Source organism: Saccharothrix sp. 6-C (assembly GCF_016695385.1).
GTDB classification, from domain to species: Bacteria; Actinomycetota; Actinomycetes; order Mycobacteriales; family Pseudonocardiaceae; genus Actinosynnema; species Actinosynnema texasense.
Genome location: NZ_CP064192.1, coordinates 7,028,781 through 7,051,234, shown reverse-complemented (window position 1 = coordinate 7,051,234; position 22,454 = coordinate 7,028,781). Strand labels below are relative to the sequence as shown.

General features: G+C 72.2%; 23 protein-coding genes and 2 tRNA genes. 16 read left to right on the top strand and 9 right to left on the bottom strand.

Going from position 1 to position 22,454, the window contains the following annotated elements; all coding sequences use genetic code 11:
- Positions 1-42 precede the first annotated feature (42 nt).
- Positions 43-813, top strand: a complete 771-nt coding sequence (locus IOD16_RS30005; RefSeq protein WP_123745886.1) for a fumarylacetoacetate hydrolase family protein — start codon at positions 43-45, stop codon at positions 811-813.
- Positions 814-817: 4 nt separating this feature from the next.
- Here the strand turns inward: IOD16_RS30005 and IOD16_RS30000 are convergent, their stop codons facing one another.
- Positions 818-2,065 carry an FAD-dependent oxidoreductase gene (locus tag IOD16_RS30000; protein WP_201437024.1) on the bottom strand — a complete coding sequence of 416 codons (1,248 nt, stop codon included), beginning with the start codon at positions 2,063-2,065 and terminating at the stop codon, positions 818-820.
- A 90-nt stretch (positions 2,066-2,155) separates the two neighbouring features.
- On the opposite strand from IOD16_RS30000, the gene gltX reads away from it, so the two are divergent.
- The 4 genes from gltX (at position 2,156) to IOD16_RS29980 (ending at position 4,821) form a co-directional block, all read left to right on the top strand.
- Positions 2,156-3,646: a glutamate--tRNA ligase gene (gene gltX, locus IOD16_RS29995; protein WP_201437022.1), complete on the top strand. Its 1,491-nt coding sequence runs from the start codon at positions 2,156-2,158 to the stop codon at positions 3,644-3,646.
- Positions 3,647-3,750: 104 nt separating this feature from the next.
- The gene (locus tag IOD16_RS29990) at positions 3,751-4,488 is read left to right on the top strand and encodes an HAD family hydrolase (protein WP_236594468.1); all 738 of its coding nucleotides are present in this window, start codon (positions 3,751-3,753) and stop codon (positions 4,486-4,488) included.
- 101 nt (positions 4,489-4,589) lie between these two features.
- Positions 4,590-4,661, top strand: a tRNA-Gln gene (locus tag IOD16_RS29985).
- Positions 4,662-4,748: 87 nt separating this feature from the next.
- Positions 4,749-4,821: transfer RNA gene (locus tag IOD16_RS29980), tRNA-Glu, on the top strand.
- Between the two features lie 184 nt (positions 4,822-5,005).
- Here IOD16_RS29980 and IOD16_RS29975 read toward each other — a convergent pair.
- The gene (locus IOD16_RS29975; RefSeq protein WP_170185238.1) at positions 5,006-5,707 is read right to left on the bottom strand and encodes an IclR family transcriptional regulator; all 702 of its coding nucleotides are present in this window, start codon (positions 5,705-5,707) and stop codon (positions 5,006-5,008) included.
- 71 nt (positions 5,708-5,778) lie between these two features.
- Here IOD16_RS29975 and leuC point away from each other — a divergent pair, with 71 nt between their 5' ends.
- The 3 genes from leuC to IOD16_RS29960 all read left to right on the top strand — a co-directional run bounded on the left by leuC (position 5,779) and on the right by IOD16_RS29960 (position 8,723).
- Positions 5,779-7,182 (top strand): 3-isopropylmalate dehydratase large subunit, encoded by a 1,404-nt coding sequence (gene leuC, locus IOD16_RS29970; RefSeq protein ID WP_123745890.1) that lies wholly within the window; start codon positions 5,779-5,781, stop codon positions 7,180-7,182.
- Positions 7,183-7,197: 15 nt separating this feature from the next.
- Positions 7,198-7,800, top strand: coding sequence for a 3-isopropylmalate dehydratase small subunit (gene leuD / locus IOD16_RS29965; RefSeq protein ID WP_123745891.1), 603 nt, complete (start codon positions 7,198-7,200; stop codon positions 7,798-7,800).
- A gap of 209 nt (positions 7,801-8,009) precedes the next feature.
- Positions 8,010-8,723 carry an HU family DNA-binding protein gene (locus IOD16_RS29960; RefSeq protein WP_201437020.1) on the top strand — a complete coding sequence of 238 codons (714 nt, stop codon included), beginning with the start codon at positions 8,010-8,012 and terminating at the stop codon, positions 8,721-8,723.
- Between the two features lie 352 nt (positions 8,724-9,075).
- On the opposite strand, the gene IOD16_RS29955 is transcribed toward IOD16_RS29960, so the two are convergent.
- From IOD16_RS29955 to cofC, 4 genes are read right to left on the bottom strand one after another with little or no spacing between them, the layout of a single operon-like run.
- Positions 9,076-9,987, bottom strand: coding sequence for an NUDIX hydrolase (locus IOD16_RS29955; protein WP_201441628.1), 912 nt, complete (start codon positions 9,985-9,987; stop codon positions 9,076-9,078).
- A gap of 7 nt (positions 9,988-9,994) precedes the next feature.
- Positions 9,995-12,295, bottom strand: a complete 2,301-nt coding sequence (locus IOD16_RS29950; RefSeq protein WP_201437019.1) for an RNA degradosome polyphosphate kinase — start codon at positions 12,293-12,295, stop codon at positions 9,995-9,997.
- Positions 12,296-12,354: 59 nt separating this feature from the next.
- Positions 12,355-12,567, bottom strand: a complete 213-nt coding sequence (locus tag IOD16_RS29945) for a hypothetical protein (RefSeq protein ID WP_201437017.1) — start codon at positions 12,565-12,567, stop codon at positions 12,355-12,357.
- 50 nt (positions 12,568-12,617) lie between these two features.
- Entirely contained in the window at positions 12,618-13,226 is a 609-nt protein-coding gene (cofC, locus tag IOD16_RS29940; protein WP_201437016.1) for a 2-phospho-L-lactate guanylyltransferase, read from the bottom strand.
- Between the two features lie 109 nt (positions 13,227-13,335).
- Between cofC and IOD16_RS29935 the strand changes: the two genes are divergently transcribed.
- The 4 genes from IOD16_RS29935 to IOD16_RS29920 all read left to right on the top strand — a co-directional run bounded on the left by IOD16_RS29935 (position 13,336) and on the right by IOD16_RS29920 (position 16,766).
- Positions 13,336-14,037, top strand: a complete 702-nt coding sequence (locus tag IOD16_RS29935; RefSeq protein ID WP_123748379.1) for a lysophospholipid acyltransferase family protein — start codon at positions 13,336-13,338, stop codon at positions 14,035-14,037.
- A 1-nt stretch (position 14,038) separates the two neighbouring features.
- Entirely contained in the window at positions 14,039-15,043 is a 1,005-nt protein-coding gene (locus IOD16_RS29930) for an NAD(P)H-dependent glycerol-3-phosphate dehydrogenase (protein ID WP_201437015.1), read from the top strand.
- Positions 15,040-16,098 carry a cystathionine gamma-lyase gene (locus IOD16_RS29925; protein ID WP_123745896.1) on the top strand — a complete coding sequence of 353 codons (1,059 nt, stop codon included), beginning with the start codon at positions 15,040-15,042 and terminating at the stop codon, positions 16,096-16,098. The genes IOD16_RS29930 and IOD16_RS29925 overlap by 4 nt, the downstream gene beginning before the upstream one ends.
- A gap of 200 nt (positions 16,099-16,298) precedes the next feature.
- Positions 16,299-16,766, top strand: coding sequence for a cysteine dioxygenase (locus IOD16_RS29920; protein WP_201437014.1), 468 nt, complete (start codon positions 16,299-16,301; stop codon positions 16,764-16,766).
- Here IOD16_RS29920 and IOD16_RS29915 read toward each other — a convergent pair.
- Positions 16,750-17,397, bottom strand: coding sequence for a pyridoxamine 5'-phosphate oxidase family protein (locus IOD16_RS29915; RefSeq protein WP_201437013.1), 648 nt, complete (start codon positions 17,395-17,397; stop codon positions 16,750-16,752). The two genes, IOD16_RS29920 and IOD16_RS29915, sit on opposite strands and share 17 nt — an antisense overlap.
- Positions 17,398-17,464: 67 nt before the next feature.
- On the opposite strand from IOD16_RS29915, the gene pdxR reads away from it, so the two are divergent.
- Positions 17,465-18,865 (top strand): MocR-like pyridoxine biosynthesis transcription factor PdxR, encoded by a 1,401-nt coding sequence (gene pdxR / locus IOD16_RS29910; protein ID WP_236594467.1) that lies wholly within the window; start codon positions 17,465-17,467, stop codon positions 18,863-18,865.
- A 139-nt stretch (positions 18,866-19,004) separates the two neighbouring features.
- Positions 19,005-20,072, top strand: coding sequence for a D-alanine--D-alanine ligase family protein (locus tag IOD16_RS29905; protein WP_123745900.1), 1,068 nt, complete (start codon positions 19,005-19,007; stop codon positions 20,070-20,072).
- On the opposite strand, the gene IOD16_RS29900 is transcribed toward IOD16_RS29905, so the two are convergent.
- Complete coding sequence (locus IOD16_RS29900) at positions 20,073-20,645, bottom strand: DUF3515 domain-containing protein (protein WP_201437011.1); 573 nt, start codon at positions 20,643-20,645, stop codon at positions 20,073-20,075. It abuts the gene before it with no gap.
- Between the two features lie 20 nt (positions 20,646-20,665).
- On the bottom strand, positions 20,666-20,899 hold the full coding sequence (locus IOD16_RS29895) for an Lrp/AsnC family transcriptional regulator (protein WP_015104517.1): 234 nt from the start codon (positions 20,897-20,899) through the stop codon (positions 20,666-20,668).
- Positions 20,900-20,996: 97 nt separating this feature from the next.
- Between IOD16_RS29895 and IOD16_RS29890 the strand changes: the two genes are divergently transcribed.
- Positions 20,997-21,962: a thiamine-phosphate kinase gene (locus IOD16_RS29890; protein WP_123745902.1), complete on the top strand. Its 966-nt coding sequence runs from the start codon at positions 20,997-20,999 to the stop codon at positions 21,960-21,962.
- 14 nt (positions 21,963-21,976) lie between these two features.
- Positions 21,977-22,447 (top strand): GNAT family N-acetyltransferase, encoded by a 471-nt coding sequence (locus IOD16_RS29885; RefSeq protein ID WP_123745903.1) that lies wholly within the window; start codon positions 21,977-21,979, stop codon positions 22,445-22,447.
- The last annotated feature ends 7 nt before the right edge of the window (positions 22,448-22,454 follow it).

Genomic DNA, 22,454 nt, shown 5'->3' with positions numbered 1-22,454 from the left:
GCACGCGCGGTGCGGTTTCCAGCCGCCGGTTAGGGTGATCTGGTGCGCATTGCCCGTATCGCCCAACCCGACGGCCTGGCCTTCGCCGCGATCGAAGGCGACGGCGACGACCTCACCGCCGTCGAGATCGCCGACGACCCCTTCGCCAACCCGACGTTCACCGGTCGACGCTGGCCGCTGGCCGACGTCCGACTGCTGGCGCCGTTCCTGCCGCCCAAGATCGTGGCCATCGGCCGCAACTACGCCGAGCACGCCGCCGAGCTGGGCAACGAGGTGCCGGACAGCCCGCTGATGTTCCTCAAGCCCAACACCGCGGTGATCGGGCCGAACGCGGACATCAAGCTGCCCGCGGTGTCCGAGCGGGTCGACTTCGAGGGCGAGCTGGCCGTGGTCGTCGGCGTCGGCGGCCGGGACATCCCCGCCTCGCGCGCCCGCCAGTCGATCCTCGGCTACACGATCGCCAACGACGTCACCGCGCGCGACCTGCAGAAGGCCGACGGCCAGTGGACGCGGGCCAAGGGCTTCGACACGTTCTGCCCGCTGGGGCCGTGGGTCGAGACCGACTTCGACCCGTCCGACGTGGCCATCCGCACCGAGGTGGACGGCGTGGTCAAGCAGGACTCGCGCACCTCGATGCTGGTGCACGACATCCCCGCGCTCATCGAGTACATCTCGTCGGTGATGACCCTGCGACCGCTGGACGTGATCCTCACCGGCACCCCCGCCGGCGTCGGCCCGCTGACCGCCGGGCAGAGCGTCTCGGTGACCGTCGAGGGCCTGGGCACGCTGACGAACACCGTCACCAACCGCTGAGGCGTCAGCTCCGCTCGATGCGCTCGGGCGCGCGCCGCGCGAACCGCGGCGCGTGCTCGGGCCTCAGCCCGATCGCCACCAGGTAGGCGGGCACGACCTGGAGCCGCGGGAACCGCTGCATCAGCCGGATCGGCCGCGGCACCCGGCCCTGCGCCGCGCTCGACGTGCCCGCCAGCGTCGGCTTGAGGAACGAGTCCTGGATCCGCCGCTGGATCGCCTGCGTCACCGCGGTCGGCAGCCACCGCCTGCGCCGCACCTTGGCCAGCACCTTCTGGTCCAGCTCGCCCCGGCGCAGCGGACCGGCCACGAGCGTCGCGGCGGCCACCGCGTCCTGCACGGCCAGGTTGATGCCGACACCGCCGATGGGCGACATGGCGTGCGCCGCGTCACCGATGCACAGCGCGCCGTCGGCGTGCCAGCGCCGCAACCGGTCGAGCTTCACGTCGAGCAGCTTCACGTCGTCGAGCGAGTCGAGGGTCTCCAGCCGCTCCTCCAGCCACGGCACGAGCTTCGCCATCCGCCGCCGGAACGCGGCGACCCCCTCGGACCGCAGCAGCTCGTCGGTGCCCTTGCGGATCAGGTACGCGCACTGGAAGTAGTCGCCCCGGTTGATCAGCACCAGTCCGTCGCTCCGGCCGAACCGGCCGGTGGCGCCGCTCAGCTCGCCCTCCTCGCGCGGCAGCCGGAACCACCACACGTCCATCGGCGCGCCGAACGAGCGCACCGGCAGCCGGAGCTGCTCGCGCACCAGCGAAGCGCGGCCGTCGGCCGCGATGACCAGGTCCGCGGCCAGCTCGCCGGTCTCGCCCGACGCCGTGCGGTAGCGCACGCCCGTCACCTTGCCGCCCTTCTCGAGCAGGCCGGTGAACTCGGTGTTCATCCGCAGGGCGAACGACGGCTCGCGCCTGCCCGCGTCGGCCAGCAGGTCGAGGAAGTCCCACTGCGGCACGAACGCGATGTGCTTGTGCGCGCCGGGCAGCCTGCGCAGGTCGGCCATCGTCTGCGGGCCCGCGTCCAGCAGCACCTGCATCCGGTCCACGAGCTGGTGCGGCACCGCCGCGAACGACGGGCCCAGGCCCAGTTCGTCCAGCAGCGTCAGCGTCGACGCGTGCACCGTGTCGCCGCGGAAGTCGCGCAGGAAGTCGCCGTGCTTCTCCAGCACCGTCACCTCGACACCGGCCCTGGCCAGCACCAACCCGGCCACCATGCCGGCCGGGCCGCCCCCGACGACCACGACGCCTGTCCTCTCCATGATCCACCCCTCACATTTTCAACACCAGTTGAATAACTTCAGGATGCTCCTGCGCGACGCCCCGGTCAAGCCCGATACTCTGATCGGGTCATGAGCGCATCAGCAGCATCTTCAGAGGTCCGCGTCCGCTTCTGCCCGTCGCCGACCGGCACCCCCCACGTGGGGATGATTCGCACCGCCCTGTTCAACTGGGCGTACGCCCGCCACACCGGCGGCACCGCGGTGTTCCGGATCGAGGACACCGACGCGGCCCGCGACTCCGAGGAGTCGTACCTCTCGCTGCTGGAAGCCATGCGGTGGCTCGGGCTGGACTGGGACGAGGGCCCCGAGGTCGGCGGCCCGCACGCGCCGTACCGGCAGAGCCTGCGCCGCGACCTCTACGCCGACATCGCCAAGCGCCTGTTCGAGGCGGGCGAGCTGTACGAGTCGTTCTCCACCGCCGAGGAGATCGAGGCCCGCCGCAAGGCCGCGGGCCAGGACCCGAAGCTCGGCTACGACGGCTACGACCGCGGCCTCACCGACGAGCAGAAGTCCGCGTTCCGGGCCGAGGGCCGCGAACCGGTGCTGCGGCTGCGGATGCCCGACGAGGACATCACCTGGGACGACCTCGTGCGCGGCGAGATCACGTTCAAGGCGGGCAACACGCCCGACCCCGTGCTGCTGCGCGCCAACGGCGACCCGCTGTACCCGTTCGTGAACCCGGTGGACGACGCGCTGATGGGCATCACGCACGTGCTGCGCGGCGAGGACCTGCTCCCGTCGACCCCGCGCCAGATCGCGCTGTACCGGGCGTTGACCCGGATCGGCGTGACCACGTTCACGCCGCGGTTCGGCCACCTGCCGTACGTGATGGGCGAGGGCAACAAGAAGCTCTCCAAGCGCGACCCGCAGTCGAACCTGTTCCTCTACCGCGACCGCGGGTTCCTGCCCGAGGGCCTGCTGAACTACCTGGCGCTGCTCGGCTGGTCCATCGCCGACGACCGCGACATCTTCACCGTGACCGAGCTGGTCGAGGCGTTCGAGCTGGACAAGGTCAGCCTCAACCCGGCCCGCTTCGACCTGAAGAAGGCCGAGGCGATCAACGCCACGCACCTGCGCGCGCTGCCGGTCGAGGACTTCGTCAGCCGCGTGCTGCCCTACCTGGTCAAGGACGGCGTGCTGCCGGCCGAGCCGACGCCGGAGCAGGTCGCCCTGCTGTCGGGCGTCGCGCCGCTCGTGCAGGAGCGGCTCGTCGTGCTGTCCGAAGCGTCCGGAATGGTGCGGTTCCTGTTCGTCGCGGAGGAGGACTTCGCCCCCGAGGAGGACTCGGCGGCCAAGGCGCTGGGCCCGGACGCGCGGCCCGTGCTCGAAGCGGCCATCGCCGCCCTGGAGCCGCTTCCGGAGTGGACGGCCGCCTCCGTCGAGGAGGCGCTGAAGGTGTCGCTTGTGGACGGACTGGGCCTCAAACCGCGCAAGGCGTACGCCCCCGTGCGGGTCGGCGTGACGGGTCGTACCGTCTCGCCGCCACTGTACGAATCCATGGAACTACTGGGTCAGAGTCGCTCGATCGGGCGATTGCGCCGCGCGCTCGGGGCAATCTGACTGGTGCGTTCGGTCGGTTCAGGGGTGCTTGACCGTGCAAGAACCCCTAGATATCACCTCTCTGGTCGAGTCGGACGAGGGGCGACCGCACCTAGCCTCACGGGGTGACAACCGCAGCCCCGACTTTCACCCCTCGGAGAACCGGCGAGATCCGGGCCGTGTGCCTCGACGTCGACGACACCCTCGTCGACTACAGCACCTCGTCCCGGGCCGCCCTGGCCGCGATGGTCGGCAACGCCGACGCCTGGCCGCTGTGGCAGCGCATCACGGATGAGCACTGCGAACGGCTCCTCGCCGGCGAGCTCGAGTACGAGACGATGCGCAACATCCGCACCCGTGCCTTCTTCGCGGCCCTCGGCGAGGAGTTGGACCAGGAGGAGGCGACCCGCCGGGAACTGCGCCGGCAGGAAGTCCTCGCGTCCGGCTGGCGGCTGTTCCCCGACGTCGTGCCCTGCCTCGAGTGGTTGCGGGCCACCGGTCTGCCCATGGCGGCCGTGAGCAACGCCTCAGGCAACCACCAGCGGGTGAAGATCGCCTCGCTGGGGCTCGCGCAGTACTTCGACACGGTCCTCATCGCCGGCGAGGTCGGCGCGGCGAAACCGGACCGGGTGATCTTCGACACCGCCTGCGCGGACCTCGGCGTGGACCTGGGTGACACGGTGCACATCGGCGACCGCCTGCACGCCGACGCGATCGGCGCCCGCGACGCGGGCATGAGGGGCGTGTGGCTGAACCGCCAGGGCCCGCGCGAAGGCGTGCTGCCCGCCGGCATCTCCGCCATCACCAGCCTCGCTGAGCTGCCGGAACTGCTGGTCTGCGAGCTGTCCGCCGCCTCCGCGTGACCCCGATTTCCGTTCCGCCGGGTACGTGGTCTAGTATTCCTCCCGGCGGAACGGAGAGGCCCCCTGAGCAAGACCGACAGGGAGTCGAACCGGGAAACCAATGGGGTATGGTGTAATTGGCAGCACGACTGATTCTGGTTCAGTTAGTCTAGGTTCGAGTCCTGGTACCCCAGCTGCGAAGTGCGAAACCAAGTGTGGTAAGCTACTCGCAACGCAGGACAGCAAGACAAGATCTGCTAAAGTGAATATCGAAAGTTCCCGGCCCCGTCGTCTAGCGGCCTAGGACGCCGCCCTCTCAAGGCGGTAGCGTGGGTTCGAATCCCATCGGGGCTACAGATCAGGGAGATCCCTGTTTCGCTTATGCGAAACAGGGATCTTTCGCATTTACACCGGGGGTTCCACCCCCGGACCCCGGGCAGGAGGGCTTCGCCCCCTGCACCCCCGCGCAAGCGGGCTCCCGTTCCCGCCACCGATCGGCGTGTGGCGGGAACGGGAGCCCATTAGTGCAAGCCAGGCCTCAGAGACGGCTCTGGAGGGCCTCGGCGGCGGCCAGGAGGTCCGCGGCCCAGCGGGCGCCCGGACGGCGGCCCATGCGGTCGATGGGGCCGGAAACCGACACCGCGGCGACCACCGTGCCGGTGCTGTCCCGGACCGGCGCGGAAACGCTCGCCACGCCCGGTTCCCGTTCCGCCACCGATTGTGCCCAACCCCGGCGGCGCACTTCCAACAATGTGCGCTCGCCGTAAACGGCGTCCGCGAGAACGGACCGCTGAGTTCCCGGATCGGACCACGCCGCCAATACCTTCGCGCCGGAACCCGCCGTCATCGGCAATCGCGCGCCGATCGGCACGGTGTCGCGCAAACCACTCGGTGGTTCCGCGGAGGACACGCAGATCCGCTGCATCCCGTCCCGCCGGTACAACTGGACGCTCTCCCCCGTGATGTCGCGCAACCTCGGCAACACCGAGGACGCCGCGTCGAGCAGCGGGTCGGTGGCACCGCCCGCCAACTCCGCCAGTGCCGCGCCCGGGCGCCAGCGGCCGTCGGAACCCCGTCGCAGCAACCGGTGCACCTCGAGCCCGACCGCCAACCTGTGCGCGGTAGCCCTCGGCAAGCCCGTCCGGTTGCACAACTCGGCGAGCCCACACGGATCCTTTGCGACGGCGTTCAAGACGGCCACTGCCTTGTCGAGCACGCCGATCCCGCTATGCTGTCCCACAAGCCGATACTAACTTCCCACTGTCTGGGAAGTCCAGATCTATCGACTGTCCAGATCTTGGGAGAGTTGCGATGAGCCGCACGCTCGCGGAGAAGGTGTGGGAAGCACACGTCGTGCGCCACGGCAGTGGCGCGGAGCCGGACCTGCTCTACATCGACCTCCACCTGCTGCATGAAGTGACCAGCCCGCAGGCGTTCGACGGCCTGCGGTTGGCGGGGCGCGGGCTCCGCCGCCCGGACCTCACGATCGCCACCGAGGACCACAACGTCCCGACGATCGACATCGAGCTCCCCATCGCCGACCCGGTGTCGCGGACGCAGGTCGAGACGCTGCGCAAGAACTGCGCGGAGTTCGGCGTGCGGCTGCACCCGATGGGCGACGCCGAGCAGGGCATCGTGCACGTCGTCGGCCCGCAGCTGGGTCTGACCCAGCCCGGCATGACGGTCGTCTGCGGTGACAGCCACACGTCGACGCACGGCGCGTTCGGCGCGTTGGCGTTCGGCATCGGCACGTCCGAGGTGGAGCACGTGATGGCCACCCAGACGCTGCCGCTGCGGCCGTTCAAGACCATGGCCATCACGGTCGACGGGGAGTTGCAGCCCGGTGTCACGGCCAAGGACATCATCCTCGCGGTGATCGCGAAGATCGGCACCGGCGGTGGCCAGGGCTACGTCCTGGAGTACCGGGGCAGCGCGATCGAGGCGCTGTCCATGGAAGCCCGCATGACCGTGTGCAACATGTCGATCGAGGCGGGCGCCCGCGCGGGCATGATCGCGCCGGACCAGACCACGTTCGACTACATCCAGGGCCGTCCGCACGCGCCGTCCGGCGCGGACTGGGACGCGGCGGTCGAGTACTGGAAGACCCTGCGCACCGACGACGACGCCGAGTTCGACGCCGAGGTCCGCCTCGACGCCGACGAGCTGACGCCGTTCGTCACCTGGGGCACCAACCCCGGCCAGGGCCTGCCGCTGAGCGCCAGCGTGCCCGACCCCGAGGCCATCGTCGACGAGAACGAGCGCGTGGCCGCCGAGAAGGCCCTGACCTACATGGGCCTGGAAGCGGGCACCCCGCTGCGCGACATCCACGTCGACACCGTCTTCCTCGGCTCGTGCACGAATGGCCGCATCGAGGACCTGAGGGCGGCGGCGGACGTGCTGCGCGGCCACAAGGTGGCCGACGGCGTGCGGATGCTCGTCGTGCCCGGGTCCATGCGGGTGCGCGCGCAGGCCGAGACCGAAGGACTGCACGAAGTGTTCTTGGCGGCGGGCGCCGAGTGGCGCCAGGCCGGCTGCTCGATGTGCCTGGGCATGAACCCGGACCAGCTCAAGCCGGGTGAGCGCAGCGCGTCGACCTCCAACCGCAACTTCGAGGGCAGGCAGGGCAAGGGTGGGCGCACCCACCTGGTCTCGCCACTCGTGGCCGCCGCCACCGCTGTGCGCGGCACGCTGTCGTCGCCCGCCGACCTGGTCTGAGGGAGTTCTAGGAACATGGAAGCGTTCACCAGGCACACCGGGGTCGGCGTTCCGCTGCGCAGGTCCAACGTGGACACCGACCAGATCATCCCGGCCGTCTACCTCAAGCGCGTGACCCGCACGGGCTTCGAGGACGGCCTGTTCGCCGCTTGGCGCGGTGACGAGCAGTTCGTGCTCAACCAGGAGGCGTTCCGGGCGGGCAGCGTGCTCGTCGCCGGGCCCGACTTCGGCACCGGGTCGTCCCGGGAGCACGCCGTGTGGGCGCTCATGGATTACGGCTTCCGGGTGGTCATCTCGTCCCGGTTCGCCGACATCTTCCGGGGCAACGCGGGCAAGCAGGGCCTCGTGGCGGCCCAGTGCGAGCAGTCCGATGTCGAATTGCTGTGGAAGCTGCTGGAGAACGAGCCGGGCACCGAGGTGACCGTCGACCTCACCCGGAACACGGTTGTGGCGAAGGACTTCACCGCCCCCTTCACCGTCGACGAGTACACCCGCTGGCGGCTGCTGGAGGGATTGGACGACATCGCCCTGACCCTCCGCCACGCCGACGACATCACGGAGTTCGAGCAGCGCAGGCAGGGTTGGTTGCCGACTACCGATCCGCTGCCCGCGGGGTGACCGGGGAAGGGGTCGCATTCCCTCCGAACAGCGGGAATCCGACCCCTTCGATCCCTCCGCCGGCCGCCCGGGTGTCCCTCGACAGGTCGTAATTGCCCACGCCACAACAAGAAATCTGGCGTGGCGATTGGTATTTCCTTGCATATGGGCTTACCGTGGGCAATCAGTCGGCCCGACTAGGGCCGTGAGCGTCCTGGGAGGGACTGAAGGTGAACAAGGCCCAGCTCATCGAGGCGCTCGCCGAGCGCCTTGGCGACAAGAAGAACGCCGCTGCCGCTGTCGACGGCATCGTCGACGTCATCGTCCGCAGCGTCCACAAGGGCGAGAAGGTCAACATCACCGGTTTCGGTGTCTTCGAGAAGCGCGCCCGTGCGGCACGCACCGCTCGCAACCCGCGCACCGGTGAGACCGTGAAGGTCAAGAAGACCAACGTGCCCGCGTTCCGCGCGGGTTCGACGTTCAAGGACGTCATCAGCGGCACGAAGAAGCTGCCGCGCGTGACGGCCGCCAAGCCCGCCGCCGCCGGTGCGGCGGCCAAGCCGGCCGCTGCCACCAAGGCGCCGGCGACCCGCAGCACCACCGCTCGTACCACCACTGCGCGCGCGACGCGCAGCACCGGTACGGCCACGCGTGCGGCTGCGGCAGCCACCAAGGCGCCGGCGACCCGCCGGACCGCCGCGGCTGCGAAGCCCGCCGCCACCGCCACCAAGGCCGCGCCTGCCAAGAGCACCGCGACCAAGGCCACCGCCGCGAAGGCGACGACGGCGAAGGCGACGACGGCGACCGCGGCCAAGCCCGCGGCGGCGAAGAAGGCCACCACGGCGAAGGCCACCACGGCGAAGGCGACGACGGCGAAGGCCACCACGGCCGCAGCCGCGAAGCCGGCGGCCGCGGCGAAGAAGGCCCCGGCCAAGAAGAAGTGAAGTCGGGCCGGGTGATCACCGGCCAGGCACGCAACAGACGCTCAGGGCCCGGTGCGGACGCGCACCGGGCCCTGGCGCTTTTCCCCCTACCGGCCCTGTCCCGGCCCCGCAGCGACCTCCTCAGCCCCTCGGAACCCCGAACCCCCGCGTGTCCTACCTCCGGAACGCCCATGTCCTGCGTTCGGAACAGCCGTGTCCTGCGTTCGGAACAGCCGAGTTGAACGCCCGGAACGGGCCGGGGCCGTGGCCCGCAGCCCGGAACGCGTGCCCGGATCGCGGGTCGCCGGCGGCGAACCCGCGGTGCTCGAACGGACTCCCGGCGTGACCCGACCGGCCTAGTGGGCCGCCCGGATCAGGCGGTCGGGGCGGGCAGCGCGGTGGGGAAGTAGTGCGCCGAGACCAGCCGCGGCCAGGACGTGTGCGAGTCCGAAGTGGACCAGCCCGGCTCCGGCCGCCGGAACGCCAGCAGCCACGCGCTGCCCTTCTTGCACGGCGTGCCGTCCAACGACAGACCGCCCAGGTCGGCGAGGGTGGAGACGATGTCCGGGATCACCCCGCCCTGGCTGCACACGACCGGTGTGCCGGGGCCGTCCGCGATCTCCAGCAGCCGCACCAACCCGGCCTCGCGGTCCGGCCAGAACCCCTCCTCGGACAACCTCGGCTCCAGCAGCACGCCGATGCCCAGGTCCTCCGCCACCCCCTGGACGGTCTCCACGCACCGCACCCTGGGCGCGGAGTGCACCCGCACCGGCCCCCACAGCGGCAGCATCGACCGCAACCCGCCGGCCTGCCGCCACCCCGCCGAGCTCAACGGCCGCAGGTCGTCGTCACCGGGCCAGTTGTCCCGCTTGCCCGCCTTCGCGTGCCGCACCAGCAGCACGGTGGCCAAGTCGGTGGGCTCCGCCGCGAACGCCGCCAGCACCGAGCGGTCCGTGTGCTTCGTCACCAGGGAAGCCGCCTCGGCCACCGGCACCCACCGCAGCTCGTCCACCTCGTCGTTCGGCGTGAACTCGCCCGCCGCGACCCGCGCGCTGAAGTAGTCCACGACCTTCGGCTTGCCGAAAGCGCGGTACGACACCTGGCTCAGGTGCCGACCCAGCACGGCGTGGTACCCGGTTTCCTCCAGCACCTCGCGCACCGCTGCGGCCGGCACGGTCTCACCGGGGTCCAGCTTGCCCTTCGGCAGGGACCAGTCGTCGTACCGCGGCCGGTGCACGACCGCCACGGAACCCTCGCGCCACAGCACGGCGCCCGCTGCCCGGATCACCGACTCACCCGATCGCGCGGTGGGTGCGCAGCATCTCGGTCTGGTGGTCGCGCACCCTGGTGCCGTCCGCGGGCGACGCCTCCCACTCGCCGTCCGGTTGCAGCACCCAGCACCGCGTGGTGGGTTCCAGCGCCGAGTCCATCATCGCGTCGAGCTGCGCGGTGAGCTTCGGGTCGGTCACCCGCACCTGCACCTCCACCCGCCGGTCCAGGTTGCGGTGCATCATGTCGGCGCTGCCGATCCAGTGCTCGCCCGAGCCGACGAAGTGGAACACCCGCGAGTGCTCCAGGAACCGGCCGAGGACGGACCGGACGTGGATGTTCTCCGACAGCCCCTTGATGCCCGGCTTCAACGCGCACACGCCGCGCACCACCACGTCCACCCGCACGCCGGCCTGCGACGCCCGGTACAGCGAGTCGATGACCTGCTCGTCGACCAGGGAGTTCACCTTGATGCGCACACCGGCGGGCGCGCCCGCCCGGGCGTGCTCGACCTCGCGCTCGATGCGCTCCACGATCCCACGCCGCACGCCGTAGGGCGCGACGAGCAGGCTGCGGTAGTGGTCCTGCCGGGCGTACCCGGTGAGCACGTTGAACAGGTCGGTGAGGTCCGCGCCGATGGTCGGCTCGGCGGTGAGGATGCCGATGTCCTCGTACAGCCGGGCCGTCTTCGGGTTGTAGTTGCCGGTGCCGATGTGGCAGTACCGCTGGATCCGCGAGCCCTCCTGCCGCACCACCAGCGAGGTCTTGCAGTGCGTCTTGAGCCCCATCAGGCCGTAGACGACGTGCACGCCCGCCTTCTCCAGCGCGCGCGCCCACTTGATGTTCGCCTGCTCGTCGAACCGCGCCTTGATCTCCACCAGCGCCACGACCTGCTTGCCCGCTTCGGCCGCGTCGATCAGCGCGTCGACGATCGGGGAGTCGCCCGACGTGCGGTACAGCGTCTGCTTGATGGCCAGCACGCGCGGGTCGGCCGCCGCCTGCTCGATGAACCGCTGGACGGACGTGGAGAACGAGTCGTACGGGTGGTGCACCAGCACGTCGCCCTCGCGGAGGGTGGCGAAGATGCTCTTGGGCGTCTCGCGCTCGCCGAACGCCGAGTGCGTCGCGGGCACGAACGGCGCGTCCTTGAGCTGCTTGCGGTCCACGCTGTAGAGCTGCCACAGGCACGACAGGTCCAGCAGGCCGGGCACCTGGACGACGTCGTGCGGGTCGACCTCCAGCTCGCGCAGCAGCCGTTCCAGCATGTGCTCGGTCATGTCGTCGGCGATCTCCAGCCGCACCGGCGGCCCGAACCGGCGGCGCGCCAGCTCCCGCTCCAACGACTTGAGCAGGTCCTCGTCCTGGTCCTCCTCGACCTCCAGGTCGGCGTTGCGGGTGACCCGGAACGCGTGGCACTCGATCACCTGCATGCCCGCGAACAGCTCGCCGAGGTGCGCCGCGATCAGCTCCTCCAACGGCAGGAACGTCGCCGTCGGGCTGGTCCGGTCGCTCTCCACGCGGACCAGGCGCGGCACGTTGTCCGGCACCTTGATGCGCGCGAACCGCTCCGCGCCGCCCTCCGGGTCGCGCACCGTCACGGCGAGGTTCAGCGACAGGCCGGAGATGTAGGGGAACGGGTGCGCGGCGTCCACGGCCAGCGGTGTGAGCACCGGGAACACCTGGTCGGTGAAGTAGTTGGACAGCCGCAGCTGCTCGAAGTCGCTGAGCTGCGCCCAGTTGACGATGCTGATGCCGTGCTTCTCCAGCTCCGGCTGCACGTGGTCGAGGAACGCCCTGGCGTGCTGCTCGACCAGGCCCTGGGCGCGCTTGGACATGTTCGCCAGCTGCTCGCGCGGGGTGAGCCCGTCCGCGCTGCGCACCGAGAGGCCCGTCTCGTCGCGGCGCTTCAGGCCCGCGACCCGGACCATGTAGAACTCGTCGAGGTTCGAGGCGAAGATGGCCAGGAACTTCGCCCGCTCCAGCAACGGCTGGGAGGCGTCCTCGGCCAGCGCGAGCACCCTGGCGTTGAAGTCCAACCAGGACAGCTCCCGGTTGAAGTACCGGTCGTCGGGCAGGTCGGCCTGGGCCTCGGTGGCCGTGACCGCGGGCGGCGAGCTCGGGAACGACCGGGACGCGCCGTCGGCCGGCGCGGGTTGCTGCGCCGTGGCCGCCGTCGTGCCCGCACGCGTGCCTGCGGCGCCGCGGCGGGTGGCCGGGCGCGGACGGCGGCGGGGGGTGCTCGCGGCGGGCGCGGTCCGCGGCGTCCTCGTCCGTCGCTTCGGCGCGGGCTGGTCGGGAGTGTCTTCCGTGCTCACGATCAGCATTGTTCCCCAATATGGGCGGCTGCGCGCTGAGCTGAGCCGACGAGGAAGTGAACTCCGCGTCACACCGGGCGGAGCACGCCGCGCACGTCACCAGCGGCGTCCCGCACGAGCGCGACCCGCTGGCCGGGGCGCAGCGAGCGCCAGCCGCCTTCGGCGACGGCTTCGGCCGTCACGTCGACCAGCACGCCGTCGTCGCGCAGCACGGTGGCCGAGCCGTCGGGGTGGTGGGCGCTCACCGTGGCCTGCTCGCGCTCGGTCGGGTGGTCGGTCACGGGGGCAAAGCTAGCCCAAGGAGTCCTGACCGGACCGGGGGAACGGGGTCTCAGCCGCCGACGGGCGTGACGGCGGCGGCGGTGCGCGGACCCAGGCCCAGGTCGGCGGCGAGGCGCAAGTCGTCGGCGGTGTCGACGTCGTGGCGCAGCGACGGCCACGGGCCGAGCAGGGGAGTGGCCCCCGAGGTCGAGTGGGCGGCGGCGGAGCCGGGTCCGAAGGCGGGCGCGAGGTCGCCGCCGGGGGACGACAGGAGCAGCGTGGTGCCGGTGCCCTGGCGGTCCGGGCAGAACGAGCGGCCGCGCGCGGCGGCGAGGGCGGCGGCGAGCTCCGCGGTCCGGAGGGCCGGCAGGTCGGCTTGGAGGGCGCCGATCGCGGAGGCGGGGTCGCGGGACCGCAGGACGTCGAAGCCGTGGCGCAGGGACTCGTTCAGGCCCTCGGGGCCGGGGATCGACTCGACGCCGAGCGCCCGCAGCTCCGCGACGACCGACGGGTCGGACGTGACGGCCACCACACGGCGGACGGCCGGCAGCGCCGCGGCGATGGTGTCCACCGCGAACGCCAGGGCCAGCGCCGGGCGGTCCAGCCGGGCGCCGACCAGCCGGGTCTTGGCCCGTTGCAGGGTCTTGACCGGTACCACCAGGTCGACGTCGGCTCCCACCCCGCCATACTCCCGGATGCCGGCTGGACCTGGCCAGGGGCCTCGGGCCTGATTGTCGCCCCTGGCGACGTGGGGAAGACTCCAGGTCCACGACGAAGAGGGAGTGCACGTGGCCAAGGAGAAGGGCGGCTTCTGGGTCGGGCTCGCCGCGGCGGTCTTCTACCCCGCCACCGCGGTGATGGCGCGGCGGCGCGACGAAGGCGCGGAGAGGGTGCCCAGGACGGGCGGGGCGCTCATCGTGATGAACCACGTGTCGCACCTGGACCCCGTCTACGACGCCGTCTTCACGCACAGGCAGGGCCGCGTGCCGCACTTCCTCGCCAAGCACAGCCTGTGGAACGTCCCGTTCGTCGGCACGGTGGTCAGGGGCGCCCGGCAGATCCCGGTGTACCGGGGCACGGCCGACGCGCAGCAGAGCCTGCGCGCCGCCCACGAAGCCCTGGAGCAGGGCCTCGTCGTGATCATCTACCCGGAGGGCACGATCACGCGCGACCCGGACGGCTGGCCGATGGCCTCGCGCACCGGGGTCGCGCGGCTCGCGCTGGAGCACGACGTGCCGGTGCTGCCCGCGGCGCGGTGGGGCACGCGCGAGGTCTACGACCACTACCGGAAGAAGTTCCGGCCGTTCCCCCGCAAGACCGTGGTGACGAAGGTGGGCCCGCCCGCCGACCTGGACGCCTACCGCAGCAGGCCGCAGAACCTGGCGCTGCTGCGCGAGGTGACCGACGTGCTGATGAACGACGTGAAGGGCCTGCTCGCGGAGATCCGCGAGGAGCAGGCGCCCGACGGCTTCTACACCAAGAAGGCCTGACGTGAACCGGGTCGCGGTGCTGGGCGCCGGGTCGTGGGGCACCGCCTTCGCGAAGGTGCTCGCGGACTCCGGCACGGACGTGGTGCTGTGGGCGCGGCGCTCCGACGTGGCCGACGCCATCACGGCGGGCCGCGTCAACGACGACTACCTGCCGGGTGTGGCGCTGCCCCCGAACCTGACCGCCACGTCGGACGCGCGCAAGGCGCTGGCCGGGGCGGGGGCCGTGGTGCTGGCGGTGCCGAGCCAGACGTTGCGGGAGAACCTGGGCGGCTGGCGGCCGTGGCTGCCGGCGGGCGCGACGCTGGTCAGCCTGGCCAAGGGGGTCGAGCTGGGCACGCTGAAGCGGATGAGCGAGGTGGTCCGCGAGGTCGCCGGCGTGCCGGAGGACCAGGTCGCGGTGGTGTCGGGGCCCAACCTGGCCAAGGAGATCGCGGCCGAGCAGCCCACCGCGACGGTCATCGCCTGCACCGACCACGACCGCGCGGTGGAGTTGCAGCACGCGTGCTCGAACTCCTACTTCCGGCCGTACACCAACGTCGACGTGGTGGGCTGCGAGCTCGGTGGCGCGTGCAAGAACGTGATCGCGCTGGCGTGCGGCATGGCGGCGGGCATGGGGTTCGGGGACAACACGATGGCCTCGATCATCACCCGCGGTCTCGCCGAGACGGCGCGGTTGGGCGCGGCGCTGGGCGCGGACCCGTTGACGTTCGCCGGGTTGGCCGGGCTGGGCGACCTGGTGGCCACGTGCGCCTCGCCGCTGTCGCGCAACCGGTCGTTCGGCGAGCGGCTGGGTCTCGGCGACTCGCTGGCGCAGGCGCAGGAGGCCGCGCACGGGCAGGTCGCCGAGGGCGTGAAGTCGTGCTCGTCGATCCGGGAGCTGGCCGCGCGGGTGGGCGTGGACATGCCGATCACCGACGGCGTGCACCAGGTGTGCCACGAAGGACTGGACCCGCGCGTGCTGACGACGGCGCTGCTCGGGCGCGAGCGGAAGGCGGAACGGCAATGACCTGGGGCGACGGCACCCGCGTGGTGCACTCGACGCCGGCGGTGCGGGGCGAGCCGTTCCTGGCCGGGCCGGTGTTCGCGTCCGCGTACCACCTGGGCGGCGCCGACACCTACGGGCGGGTGCACAACCCGACGTGGCGGGCGTTGGAGGTGGCGCTGGGCGAGCTGGACGGCGGCACGACCGTGCTGTTCCCGTCCGGGATGGCGGCGATCTCGACGTTCCTGCGGGTCGTGCTCGCGCCCGGTGACGTCGTGGTGGTGCCGAGCGACGGCTACTACCTGACGCGCACGCTGGTCGCCGACATGCCGGTGGAGGTGGTCGAGGCGCCGACGGCCGGGCCGTACCCGTCGTTCGAGGGCGTGCGGCTGGTGCTGCTGGAGTCGCCGTCGAACCCCGGGCTGGACGTGTGCGACATCAGCGCGTTGGTGGCCGCCGCGCACGCGGCGGGCACGCTGGTGGCGGTGGACAACACCACCGCCACGCCGTTGGGGCAGCAGCCGCTGCTGCTGGGCGCGGACGCGGTGGTGAGCAGCGACACGAAGGCCGTCGCGGGGCACAGCGACGTGCTGCTGGGCCACGTGTCCACCTCGGACCCGGACCTGGCGGAACGGGTGCGGGCGGCGCGGACGACCGGCGGCGCGATCCCCGGGCCGTTCGAGGCGTGGCTGGCCCACCGGGGTCTCGGCACGCTCGACCTGCGGTTGGGCAGGCAGGCGGAGAACGCGGCGGCGCTGCACGAGGTCTTGAAGGACCACCCGGCGGTCAGCGGGCTGCGGTGGCCGGGCGCGCCGGGGGACCCGGCGCACGAGGTGGCGTCGCGGCAGATGCGGCGGTTCGGCGGGGTGCTGACGTTCGTGCTGGCCGACGAGGGCGCGGTGGCGTCCTTCCTGGAGCGGTCGCGGCTGGTTTACGCGAGCACGAGCTTCGGCGGCCTGCACACGAGCCTGGACCGGCGGGCGCAGTGGGGCGACCCGGTGCCCGAGGGCCTGGTGCGGCTGTCCGCGGGCTGCGAGGACACCGCCGACCTCGTCGAGGACGTGCTCCGGTCACTCTGACGGGTCCAGTTCGTGGGACGTGGTTGCGCGGCGGCGAGGCGGCTGCCACCCTCGTCACCATGTCTTTTCGCGCCATGACCGACGGGCGGGGTCACATCGACCTGCGCCTGGTCGCCAGCGCGCTCTGTCCTTCCCGGTGATCGTCTCGCGTCCCGCGAGCCCGTGAGGCTCGCCACATCACCGAGCACCGAGAAGGAACCATGTTCGCCGTTCCGGAGAACACCATCGCCCTGCCCCAGTCGCACGCCGCCCTGCACCCGGTGCGGATCGCGCTCGACACGGCGGCACGGCGGGAGCGCTGGGCCCACCTGCTGCGCTACGACCCCGAGACCCGCTTCGCCGCGCTGGTCGACCGCACCGACGAGCAGGAGGTGTGGCTGATGAGCTGGCTGCCCGGCCAACGCGCCGAGCTGCACGACCACGGCGTCACCAGTGGCGCGTTCACCGTGGTCAGCGGCTCGCTGACGGAGGTCGTCACGCCGGGCCCGACCCAGGTGCTGCACCACCTGGTGGCGGGCCAGTCGCGGGTCTTCGGGCCCGGCTACGCGCACCAGGTGCGCAACGACGGCACCGACCCCGCCGTCACGATCCACGTGTTCCGCGACGGCGGGCGCACCATCCGGCCGGTCCGGTTCGACCCGCTCGCCGGGCCTACCTCCGCGCGGTGACGTGCGGCGGGACGTCCCAGTCACCGACCAGCGCCGGGTCCGGCTCGGGCTCGCCCCACGCGGTGCGCAGCGGCAGCACACCCGCCCACCTCGCGTTGGCGGCGACGTCCTCGTCCTCGTCGCCGGGCGGGCCGCTGCGGATCTTGACCGACGCCTCGGCCAGGTCGAGCGACAGCACGGCGGTCGCGGCCAGCTCCTTCGGCGTCGGCGGGCGGGCGTAGTCCCACGAGCCGGGGGCGATGTGCTCGGTGAGCACGCGCAGGGCGTGCAGCTTGGCGTCCGGGTCGGTGACGGGGACGGCGGTGCCGTGCACGACGGCGGCGCGGTAGTTCATCGAGTGGTCGAACACCGAGCGGGCGTAGACGACGCCGTCGAGGATCGTCACGGCGACGCACACGGGCACGCCGGTCCCGGCTTCGCGGAGGCTGCGCGCGCCGGTCGAGCCGTGCAGGTAGAGGGTGTCGCCGTCGCGGCCGTAGCCGGTGGGCAGCACGAGCGGCGCGTCGTCCACGACGACGGCCAGGTGGCAGACGAGAGCGGCGTCGAGGACCGCGTGCAGCGCCTCGCGTTCGGTGACGGCGCGGTTGCGCCCGCGCTTGATGGTGCTGCGGTCCGTCGGTGACAACGTCATGCGACGAGCTTGTCCGGTAAAGTGGCCTTCTTCAAGTGCCAATTCTCGGCGTTTTGAGGAGGCCACTGTGGCGGAGACGGCGTTGGCGGTGGTGCTGGACCGCGAGTCGGCCGAACCGCTGGCCGTGCAGCTCGCGGACGCCCTGCGCACGGCGGCGGGCGACGGGCGGCTGCGCAGCGGTGACCGGTTGCCCTCGACCCGGGCGCTGGCCGAGCGGCTCGGCGTGAGCCGGACCGTGACCGCGGCAGCATACGAGCAGCTGCACGCCGAGGGCTGGATCGCGGGGCGGCACGGGTCGGGCACCTACGTGACGACCACGCCGCCGGGCGCGTTGAAGTCGCGGGCCCGGCGGGTGGCGGCGCCCGCCGCGCCGGTGGACGTGGTGGACCTCGCGCCCGGCGCGCCGTGGGCGGAGGGGTTGGACCGGGCGGCCTGGCGGCGGGCCTGGCGCGCGGCGGCGGACGTGCAGCCGTTGTTCCGGCCGGCGCGGGGCGGGTTGCCCGAGTACCGGGCGGTGGTGGCGGAGCACCTGCTGCGGCACCGGGGGTTGGCGGTGCGCGGCGGGTTGCGGGAGGAGCTGGTGCTGGCGACCGGCGGGACCACGGCGGCGTTGGTGGAGCTGGGGTCGGCCGTGCTGCGGCCGGGTGACGCGGTGGCGGTGGAGGAGCCGGGCTACCAGCGGGCGGTGTGGGCGTTGAGGTCGGCCGGGGTGAAGGTCGTGCAGGCGCCCGTGGACGCCGAAGGGCTGTTGGTGGAGGCCGTGCCGCCGGGGGTGCGCGGCGTGTACTGCTCGCCGGCGCACCAGTACCCGATGGGCGGGCGGATGTCGGCGGCGCGGCGGGTGGCGCTGGTGGAGCGGGCGCGGGCGGAGGGGTGGCTGGTCGTCGAGGACGACTACGACGGCGAGCTGCGCTACGACGTCGCGCCGTTGCCGTTGCTGGCCGCGCTGGCGCCGGACGTGGTGGTGCACCTGGGCACGACGAGCAAGATCCTCACGCCGACGCTGGGCGCGGGGTGGATGGTCGCGCCCGAGCCGATCGCCGCCGAGGTGATGGCGCACCGGGACCGGACCGGCACCAGCCCGTCCGCGGCGGGGCAGCGGGTCCTGGTCGAGCTGGCGCGCAACGGCGACCTGGGCCGGCACCTGCGCAAGCTCCGCCGTGAGCTGTCCGAGCGCCGCGCGCTGCTGTCGGCGGCGTTCGCCGAGGCCGGGATCCCCGTGCTCGGCGACGACGCGGGCGCGCACATCGTCGTGCCGCTGCCGTCGGCGCAGGCGGAGCGCGACGTGCTGGCCGAGGCGCACGACCGCGGCCTGCGGCTGGACGGCCTGGGCCGCCACCACGCGGGCCGGCCGAAGGTGCACGGCGCGGCGATCGGCTACAGCGCCTGCTCGCGCGAGCAGCTGACCGCCGCCATCCCCACCCTGATCGGCATCCTCGCCACCACACCGGCCCGTCGCGAGCGTTGAACTCAGGACGCCTGGACGTTGGACTCACGCGTCGCGAACGTACGACTCTCGCGAGAGTCGTACGTTCGCGACGCGTGAGTTGTGCGCTCGGGTGCGCGGTGCCAGTGGGTGGTTACGCCATCCGGGTAGGGTCCGAGCCATGACACAGCGCAAGACCAAGGTCGCCGTGGTGTTCGGCGGGCGCAGCAGCGAGCACATGGTCTCCTGCCTGTCCGCCGGCAGTGTCCTGCCGCACCTGGACCGGGACAGGTTCGACGTCGTGCCCGTCGGCATCACCGAAACGGGCGCGTGGGTGATCGGCGCGGACGACACCAAGGCGCTCGAAGTGCGGGACCGGCAGCTGCCCACCGTCAACGCGCTGGTCCCCGTGTCCGGCAGCGAACTGGTGCCGGTGGCGCCCACCGAGGTGCTGGCCGACGTGGAGGTCGTGTTCCCCGTGCTGCACGGCGCGTGGGGCGAGGACGGCACCATCCAGGGCCTGCTGGAGCTGGCCGACATCCCGTACGTGGGACCGGGTGTGCTGGCCAGCGCGGTCGCCATGGACAAGGAGTTCACCAAGCGCCTGCTCAAGGGCGCGGGCCTGCCCGTGGGCGAGTTCGCGGTGCTGCGGCGCGAGCAGGAGACGCTGACCGAGGCCGACCGCGAGCGGCTGGGCCTGCCGGTCTTCGTCAAGCCCGCGCGCGCCGGGTCGTCCGTCGGCATCTCGAAGGTCGTCGACTGGGCCCACCTGGACAGCGCGATCGCGCTGGCGCGCAAGACCGACCCGAAGGTGATCATCGAGGCCGCCGTCTCGGGCCGCGAGGTCGAGTGCGGCGTGCTGGAGTTCCCGGACGGCCGCGTCGAGGCGTCGCTGCCCGCCGAGCTGCGCATCGTCGGCGGCGAGGTCGACTGGTACGACTTCGACGCCAAGTACCTCGACGACGTGTGCGAGTTCGACATCCCCGCCAAGCTCGACGAGCACGTCACCCGCGACCTGCGCGAGATGGCCGTCGCCGCGTTCCGCGCGCTGGACTGCCAGGGCCTGGCCCGGGTCGACTTCTTCGTCACCGACTACGACGAGCTCGTGGTCAACGAGGTCAACACCATGCCCGGCTTCACGCCGATCTCGATGTACCCGCGGATGTGGGCCGAGACGGGCGTCGACTACCCGGCGCTGCTGACCACGTTGGTGGAGACGGCGATCGCCCGCGGCACGGGCCTGCGCTAGTCAGCCCTTGGTGTCCACGGGGCCCTTGGCGAGGGTGTCTCGGATCGTGGTCGAGACGTCCTGCAGGGGCCCCGTGCCCGCGTCGGACGGCACGGTGAGCGCCACGTACACCGGCCGGTCCACCACGTACCAGGTGGCCGAACCGCCGTCGGACACCTCCAGCCACTGCACGTCCGAGATGACCCGCAGCTGGGAGGTCGGGGTGAGGTCGCCGGGACGGTCCAGCCCGCACCGCAGCACGACGGGCTCGTGCCGCTCGTCACCCCACGCGAGGGCGCCGGCCGGCGCGGGGGTGGCCAGCTCGCGGCGGGGCAGGGTGACGCCACCGGACAGGAGCTGCGCGGGCAGCGCGCCCAGCAGCGCCGCGCACTCGGCCGACCCGGCCTCCGGCGCGGGCACCGGCACGAGCGCCACGGGCCCGGTGCGCACGGCGGACGGGTCCGCCGCGTCGTCGCGGCCGCCGAGGACGAGACCCGCCGCCGCCACTCCCACCACGAGCAGCGCCGTCAGCCCGAGGGCGACGACGAGCAGCGGGCGGGGGAGCAGCGAGGCGGGTTCCGGTTCCTGGGCCACCCGGCTATGACAGCACGGGCCTAGAGATGGACCACCGGGCAGGTCAGCGTTCGCGTGATGCCCTCCACGTTCTGGATGCGGGCGACCACGAGCTGCCCCAACTGGTCGACGGTGTCGGCCTCGGCGCGGACGATGACGTCGTACGGGCCGGTGACGTCTTCCGCGGTGGCCACACCGGGGATGCCGGAGATCTCCGCCGCAACGGCGGCTGCCTTCCCGACCTCGGTCTGGATGAGGATGTATGCGTGCACCACGGCGTGCCCCTTCGTCGCGACAGGTTAGGTCGGGGTAGGAACGTGCACAGCAACGTACCCCAGTTGGGGTTCCGAATGCTCAGAACGGGAGGCAATCTTGCGTCCGGAGCCGCCGCGCAACGCGGACACGGTCGCTGAGGTGGGTGAGTTCGGTCTCATCCGCCGGGTGACGGCAGGTCGGACGCAGCCGCCCACCACCCTGCTCGGGCCGGGTGACGACGCGGCTGTGGTCGCGGCGCCCGACGGTCGCGTGGTGGTGTCCACCGACGTGCTGGTCGAAGGCGTCCACTTCAGACTCGACTGGTCGTCTCCCGAGCAGGTGGGGCGCAAGGCGGCGGCCGTGAACCTGGCCGACGTGGTGGCCATGGGCGCGATGCCCACGGCCCTGCTGATCGGCCTCGCGTGCCCCGCCGACACGCCGTCGGCCGTGGTGGAGGGGATCACCGCCGGGCTGTGGCAGGAGGCGACCGTGGCGGGCGCGGGCGTGGTGGGCGGCGACATGGTGTCGTCCGCGACACTGGTGATCTCCGTTACCGCGATGGGTGACATGGGCGGCTTCGAGCCCGTCACCCGGTCGGGCGCGCAGGTGGGTGACGTCGTCGCGGTGTGCGGGCGGCTCGGCTGGGCGGCGGGCGGGTTGGCCGTGCTGCAGCGCGGGTTCCGGTCGCCGGTCGCGGTCGTCGGCGCGCAGCGGAACCCCGAACCCCCTTACGAGGCCGGGCCCCAGGCCGCCGCGGCGGGCGCGACGGCGATGATCGACGTGTCGGACGGACTGCTGGCCGACCTGGGGCACATCGCGGACGAGTCGGGCATCGGCATCGACATCCGCACGGAGCTGCTGGAGGTCCACCCGCGGCTGATCGACGTCGCGGCGGCGCTCGGCGCGGACGCCCGGCACTGGGCGCTGACCGGTGGCGAGGATCACGCCCTGGCGGCGACGTTCCCCGAGCCGGGGGCCGTGCCCGAGGGCTGGCGCACGATCGGCACGGTCCGGCACGGCAGCGGCGTGACGGTCGACGGGCGCGCGTACGAGAAACCCCCTGGCTGGGAGCACTGGCGGTAGGTAGCCTCAGGTATGTGGAACTATGCACGCTCGCGTATGACCATCCAGACTCGGTGAAGTTGATCGCCGACCTCCAGCAGGTCTACGTGGACCGCTACGGCGAGGGCGACGTCACCCCGGTCGACCCGGCGGAGTTCGCCGCGCCGTCGGGGCACTTCGTGGTCGGCTACCTCGACGGCGTGCCGGTGGCGTGCGGCGGGTGGCGCGCGCACGACGTGGCCGAGCACTCCCTGCGCCCCGGCGACGCCGAGATCAAGCGCATGTACGTGGTGGAGGCCGTGCGCGGCCGCGGTCTCGCGCGGGTCGTGCTGGCGTCGCTGGAAACGGCGGCGCGCGCGGCCGGTCGCCGGCGGATGGTGCTGGAGACCGGGCTGCGCCAACCGGAGGCCATCGGCCTCTACCGGGCCAATGGATACGCGCGCATCGACAACTTCGGCGTCTACCGGCATCATCCGGAAAGCCTTTGCTTCGCGAAGGATCTCTGACGGGCCG

Excerpts from the sequence above, each read along its gene's own strand:
- IOD16_RS29905 (WP_123745900.1), top strand. The coding sequence starts at position 19,005 with ATGACACAGCGCAAGACCAAGGTCGCCGTGGTGTTCGGCGGGCGCAGC.
- leuD (WP_123745891.1), top strand. The coding sequence starts at position 7,198 with ATGGAAGCGTTCACCAGGCACACCGGGGTCGGCGTTCCGCTGCGCAGG.
- IOD16_RS29925 (WP_123745896.1), top strand. The coding sequence starts at position 15,040 with ATGACCTGGGGCGACGGCACCCGCGTGGTGCACTCGACGCCGGCGGTG.
- gltX (WP_201437022.1), top strand. The coding sequence starts at position 2,156 with ATGAGCGCATCAGCAGCATCTTCAGAGGTCCGCGTCCGCTTCTGCCCG.
- IOD16_RS29920 (WP_201437014.1), top strand. The coding sequence starts at position 16,299 with ATGTTCGCCGTTCCGGAGAACACCATCGCCCTGCCCCAGTCGCACGCC.
- leuC (WP_123745890.1), top strand. The coding sequence starts at position 5,779 with ATGAGCCGCACGCTCGCGGAGAAGGTGTGGGAAGCACACGTCGTGCGC.
- IOD16_RS29915 (WP_201437013.1), bottom strand. The coding sequence starts at position 17,397 with ATGACGTTGTCACCGACGGACCGCAGCACCATCAAGCGCGGGCGCAAC.
- IOD16_RS30000 (WP_201437024.1), bottom strand. The coding sequence starts at position 2,065 with ATGGAGAGGACAGGCGTCGTGGTCGTCGGGGGCGGCCCGGCCGGCATG.
- IOD16_RS29950 (WP_201437019.1), bottom strand. The coding sequence starts at position 12,295 with ATGCTGATCGTGAGCACGGAAGACACTCCCGACCAGCCCGCGCCGAAG.